General features: G+C 74.6%; 5 protein-coding genes. 1 reads left to right on the top strand and 4 read right to left on the bottom strand.

Annotated elements, in window-relative coordinates:
• Positions 1 to 36: 36 nt before the first annotated feature.
• The 4 genes from ACFCX4_RS34605 to ACFCX4_RS34590 all read right to left on the bottom strand — a co-directional run bounded on the left by ACFCX4_RS34605 (position 37) and on the right by ACFCX4_RS34590 (position 3,929).
• Positions 37 to 1,197: an Mrp/NBP35 family ATP-binding protein gene (locus ACFCX4_RS34605; protein WP_376151173.1), complete on the bottom strand. Its 1,161-nt coding sequence runs from the start codon at positions 1,195 to 1,197 to the stop codon at positions 37 to 39.
• 56 nt (positions 1,198 to 1,253) lie between these two features.
• Positions 1,254 to 1,892, bottom strand: a complete 639-nt coding sequence (locus ACFCX4_RS34600; RefSeq protein ID WP_376151171.1) for a DUF1003 domain-containing protein — start codon at positions 1,890 to 1,892, stop codon at positions 1,254 to 1,256.
• Positions 1,882 to 3,189 carry a magnesium transporter MgtE N-terminal domain-containing protein gene (locus tag ACFCX4_RS34595; protein WP_376151169.1) on the bottom strand — a complete coding sequence of 436 codons (1,308 nt, stop codon included), beginning with the start codon at positions 3,187 to 3,189 and terminating at the stop codon, positions 1,882 to 1,884. The genes ACFCX4_RS34600 and ACFCX4_RS34595 overlap by 11 nt, the downstream gene beginning before the upstream one ends.
• A 179-nt stretch (positions 3,190 to 3,368) precedes the next feature.
• The gene (locus tag ACFCX4_RS34590) at positions 3,369 to 3,929 is read right to left on the bottom strand and encodes a hypothetical protein (RefSeq protein ID WP_376151167.1); all 561 of its coding nucleotides are present in this window, start codon (positions 3,927 to 3,929) and stop codon (positions 3,369 to 3,371) included.
• A 143-nt stretch (positions 3,930 to 4,072) separates the two neighbouring features.
• Between ACFCX4_RS34590 and ACFCX4_RS34585 the strand changes: the two genes are divergently transcribed.
• Entirely contained in the window at positions 4,073 to 5,053 is a 981-nt protein-coding gene (locus tag ACFCX4_RS34585) for a DMT family transporter (protein ID WP_376151165.1), read from the top strand.
• Positions 5,054 to 5,102 lie beyond the last annotated feature (49 nt).

Below are 5,102 nucleotides of genomic sequence, written 5' to 3'. Positions count from 1 at the left end.
GTCCGGCGGGCCCCGCTGCGTGCGTCCTGGGCCGCGTCAGAACTTGTTCTTCGGGGTGAGTCCGAGGGAGAGGCCGGAGAGGCCGCGCCGGCGGTCGCCGAGCTTGCCGGCGATGGCGCGCAGGGCGGCGCCGGCCGGGGAGTCGGGGGCGGCCAGGACGACCGGGCGGCCGTCGTCGCCGCCCTCGCGCAGGCGGACGTCGATCGGGATCGAGCCGAGCACCGGGACGGTGGCGCCGACGGTGCGGGTGAGCGCCTCCGCGACGGTCCGGCCGCCGCCGGTGCCGAACACGTCGATCATCTCGTCGCAGTGCGGGCACGGCATGCCGGACATGTTCTCGATCACGCCGACGATCTTCTGGTGGGTCTGCACCGCGATGGTGCCGGCCCGCTCGGCCACCTCGGCGGCGGCCAGCTGCGGGGTGGTGACGATGAGGATCTCCGCGTTGGGGACCAGCTGGGCCACCGAGATCGCGATGTCGCCGGTGCCGGGCGGCAGGTCCAGCAGCAGGACGTCCAGGTCGCCCCAGTAGACGTCGGCCAGGAACTGCTGCAGCGCGCGGTGCAGCATCGGGCCGCGCCAGACGACCGGGGTGTTGCCCGGGGTGAACATGCCGATCGAGATGACCTTCACGCCGTTCGCCTGCGGCGGCATGATCATGTCCTGGACCTGGGTGGGCTGGCCCTCCACGCCGAGCATGCGCGGCACGCTGTGGCCGTAGATGTCGGCGTCCACCACGGCGACCTTCAGGCCGTCCGCGGCCAGTGCCGCCGCCAGGTTGACGGTCACCGAGGACTTGCCGACACCGCCCTTGCCGGAGGCGACCGCGTAGACGCGGGTCAGGGTGCCGGGCCTGGCGAACGGGATCTCCCGCTCGGGGGCGCCGCCGCGCAGCAGCTGGGAGAGCTCCTTGCGCTGTTCGTCGCTCATCACGTCGAGTTCGACCTCGACGCCGGTCACGCCGGGGACGCGGCCGACGGCCTCCCGGACCCGGGTGACGATGGTGTCGCGCATCGGGCAGCCCGAGACGGTCAGGTAGACCGCGACCCGTACGGCGCCGCCCTCATCGATGGCGACCGATTTCACCATGCCGATCTCGGTGATCGGACGGTTGATCTCCGGGTCGTTGACGGTCGCCAGCGCCTGGCGCACGGAGTCCTCCGTGACGCCGGCCGCGACCTCTGTCTCGTTGGCCATGCCTTGATGGTACGGCGCCGCGGGGGGTGCATAACCGGTCGGTAGGGTGCCACGGGTCACAGGACCCCGGGGGTCTCCCGGCGTTCGTCGATCTCCTTGAGCAGCGACTGGAGTTCGGAGCGGATGAAGTCCCGGGTGGCGACCTCGCCGAGGCCCTGGCGCAGGGCCGCGACCTCGCGGGTGAGGTACTCGGTGTCGGCGATGTTCCGGTCGCTGCGGGCCCGGTCCTGCTCCATGTTGACCCGGTCGCGGTTGTCCTGCCGGTTCTGCGCCAGCAGGATCAGCGGCGCCGCGTAGGAGGCCTGGAGGGAGAGCATCAGGGTCAGGAAGATGAAGGGGTAGTCGTCGAACCGGACGGCGTCGGGCAGCAGGGTGTTCCAGGCGACCCAGAGGATGATCGCCACCGTCATCCAGACGATGAACCGGCCGGTGCCGAGGAACCGGGCGATCCGTTCGGAGAGCTTGCCGAAGGCCTCCGGGTCGTAGGAGGGCAGGCTGATCAGCCCGGGGCGGGCGGTGCGCGGCTGGTCGAGCCGGCTGCGCGGCCCCGGTCCGCCGCCGGCGGCCTCGGCGCGGCGGTCCCTGGCGCCGCCCTCGCGGGCGCGCAGCTCACGGAGCTGGCGCAGTTCGCGCAGCTCGCCCTGGAGCCGCTGGCGCGGGGACTCGTCCCGCCGGCCCTTGCGGTCAGCGTCCACCGGCCACCTCCCTCTCGCCCCGGCCGTCGGCCGTCTCCCCGTCGGGGCCGCCGTGCAGCGCGGCCTCCCGCCAGTCCTCCGGCAGCAGGTGGTCGAGCACGTCGTCCACGGTGACCGCGCCGACCAGGTGGTCCGCGTCGTCGACGACCGGCGCGGCGACCATGTTGTAGGTCGCCAGGTAGCTGGTGATCAGCGGGAGCGGGGTGTCCGGCGGCAGCGGGTCGAGGTCGTCGTCGACCAGCGAGCCGACCAGGGTGTACGGGGGTTCGCGCAGCAGCCGCTGGAAGTGCACGGTGCCCAGGTACTTGCCGGTCGGCGTCTCGTTCGGGGGGCGGCAGACGAAGACCTGCGCGGCCAGCGCCGGCTTGTGGTCGGAGACCCGGACCCGGGCGAGCGCCTCGGCGACCGTGGCGTCCGGCTCCAGGACGATCGGCTCGGTGGTCATCAGACCGCCGGCGGTGTTCTCCTCGTAGGTCAGCAGCCGGCGGACCGGCTCGGCCTCGTCCGGCTCCATCAGCTGGAGCAGCCGTTCGGCCTCGTCGCCGGGCAGTTCGGAGAGCAGGTCGGCGGCGTCGTCCGGGTCCATCGCCTCCAGGATGTCGGCGGCCCGTTCGTCCTTGAGCTTGCCGATGATCTCGACCTGGTCGTCCTCGGGCAGCTCCTCCAGGACGTCGGCGAGCCGCTCGTCGTCGAGTGCGGCGGCCACCTCGGCGCGGCGCTTGGCGGAAAGGTGGTGCATGACGCTGGCGAGGTCGGCGGCGCGCAGCTGGTCGAAGGTCGCGAGCAGGTTGGCGGCGCCCTGGTCCTCCTCGGGCAGCGCGAAGCCGGTGACGTCCTGCCAGTCCAGGGTGAGCGTCTCGCCGCGCGCCTTGCGCAGCCGGCCGACCCGGCCGACCTGGACGAAGAGCTTGCCGATCTGCCACTCGCGCAGCCGGGTCTGGGTCATCGCGACGTCCAGGACGGTGACCTGCCGGCCGGTCCTGGTCCAGGTGACGGTGCGGTCCAGGAACTCGGCGAGGACGAGCGTCTCGGTGGGGCGCTGCTCGAAGCGGCGCATGTTGATCACCCCGGTGGTGATCACCTGGCCGGACTCCAGGCTGGTCACCCGGGTCATCGGCAGGAAGATCCGGCGCCGGCCGACCACCTCGACCACCAGGCCGAGCACCCGGGGCGGACGGCCGCCGAGCCGCAGGGTGACCACGACGTCCCGGACCCGGCCGACCTGGTCGCCGTTCGGATCGAAGACGGCGATGCCGGAGAGGTGCGAGATGAAGACCCGGTTGCCTGGCCCTGCCATGGACTCGTGGACTCCCTCGCTCGCCCGACGCCCGGCCGGGCGCGCGCCCCCAGGCTACTCGGGCACACGGGCACAGGCTCGGCGAAAGCCGGGCGAACCGGACGGCGGCGGGGCGGGGGAGGGCCGGGGGAGGACCGGCGGAGGACGGGGCTGGGCAGGACGGGAGGAGCGGGGCCGGCTCAGCCCTTGCGGCGCTTGAGCAGCAGCTTCGGCAGACCCGCCGGGATCGGCCGCCGGGTGGTGGCCGGGGTGGGCAGCGGCTGCGCGGCGTGCGAGTCCTCCGGCATCGCGCCGGGCCGCTCGGCGAGCACGGCGCCCTCCGGGCCGGCCGGCTCCAGCCGCAGCACCCGGCACTCACGGGCCCAGCGGTCGGTGATGGCGTCGGTGTCGGGCGCGTTCAGCCGCTTGCCCTTGAGCTCCTCGACGGCGCCCAGCCAGGCCTCGCCGCCCGGGGCGAGCTCGACCACCCGGGCCGGCCAGCCGGTCAGCCGGCCGCCCTTGTCCTTGCTGCGGACGGTGACCGTCGCGCCCGCGCCGCCGGTCAGTCCGTGCAGCGGCTGCTCGGAGCCGTCGCCGACCACCACCACCGCGCCGTCGTGCCAGGCGTGCCAGAGCGCCCGCGCGTCCTCCCGGCCGTCGGCCCGGACCCAGAGCAGCCCGGACTTCTTCGCGGCCTCCTCCAGCAGGGCCCGGTCGAGGAAGTCGTCGGCGGTCGCGGCTGCGGCAGGCGTACGGTCCATGGCGCACAGCGTACGGCCTGCGCCGTCCGGGCGACGTCCACGGTTCGGGCGACAGTTCCATGAGGGCCGCACGGGCCTTACGGTAGGAGCCGCCCGTCCCTCCCGCCCCCACCGGCCCCCGCCTCACCGACCAGAGGAGCGCCGTGCCCGCCGCCCGGCCCGAGACCGCCCCCGCGTCCGCCCAAGCCCCGGCCGCCGCAGCCGCAGCGCCGTCCGCCGCCGCCGTCCCGCCCGCCGGGGCGGAGGCCCTTCCCGCGCGTCCGCTCCCCAGGGCGGACCTGATGCTGCTCGCCGTCTCCGTCGCCGGGATCTCGCTCTCCGCCCCCCTGATCAGCGCGACCGCCGCGCCCGCCCTGGCCATCGCCTTCTGGCGCAACGTCATGTCGGTCGGTGTGCTCGGCCCCTACGCGCTGCTGCGCCACCGCGCCGAACTGCGCGCCGTCCCCCGCCGCGCGCTGTTGCTGGCCGTGGCGGCCGGTGTGCTGCTCGCCGTCCACTTCGCGCTCTGGATGCCCAGCCTGCGGATGACCTCGGTGGCCTCCGCGACCGCCCTGGTCACCACCACCCCGCTGTGGACGATCGTGCTGATGCGGCTCCTCGGGGTCCGGGCACCCCGTCTGGTCCGGCTCGGCACGGCGGTGGCCTTCGCCGGCGTCCTGGTGCTCACCGGCGTCGACCTCTCGCTCTCGCCGCGCGCCCTGGCCGGTGACGCGCTCGCGCTCGCCGCGGGCCTCGCCGCGGCCGGGTACATGCTGCTCGGCGCCGAGGTGCGGCGCACCGTCAGCACCACCGTCTACACCCTGGTCTGCTACACCACCACGGCCGTCGTCCTGCTGGCGGTCTGCCTGGCCGCCGGGACGCCGCTGTCCGGCTGGCCGGCCGGCGTCTGGTGGCAGATCGTGCTGCTGATGGTCACCGCCCAGTTGCTCGGCCACTCGCTCAGCAACCGGGTGGTGCGCACCCTGGGGCCCTCGCTCACCGCGAACGCGATCCTGCTGGAGACCCCGGGCGCCGCGCTGATCGCCGCGCTCTGGCTCGGCCAGTGGCCGCCGGCCGCCGCCTACCCGGCGGTGGTGCTGATCCTGGCCGGCCTGGTCCTGGTCGCCCGCGCCGGCCGGCGGTAGGCGCCGCTGCCGCGGCGGTCCGGGCCGCTCCCCCGGATCACGCCGGACC

The sequence above is a fragment of the Kitasatospora sp. NPDC056327 genome, from assembly GCF_042261735.1.
Taxonomy (GTDB): Bacteria; Actinomycetota; Actinomycetes; order Streptomycetales; family Streptomycetaceae; genus Kitasatospora.
Note: the sequence above shows the minus strand (reverse complement) of the source record. Positions and strands in the feature narration are given on the sequence as shown.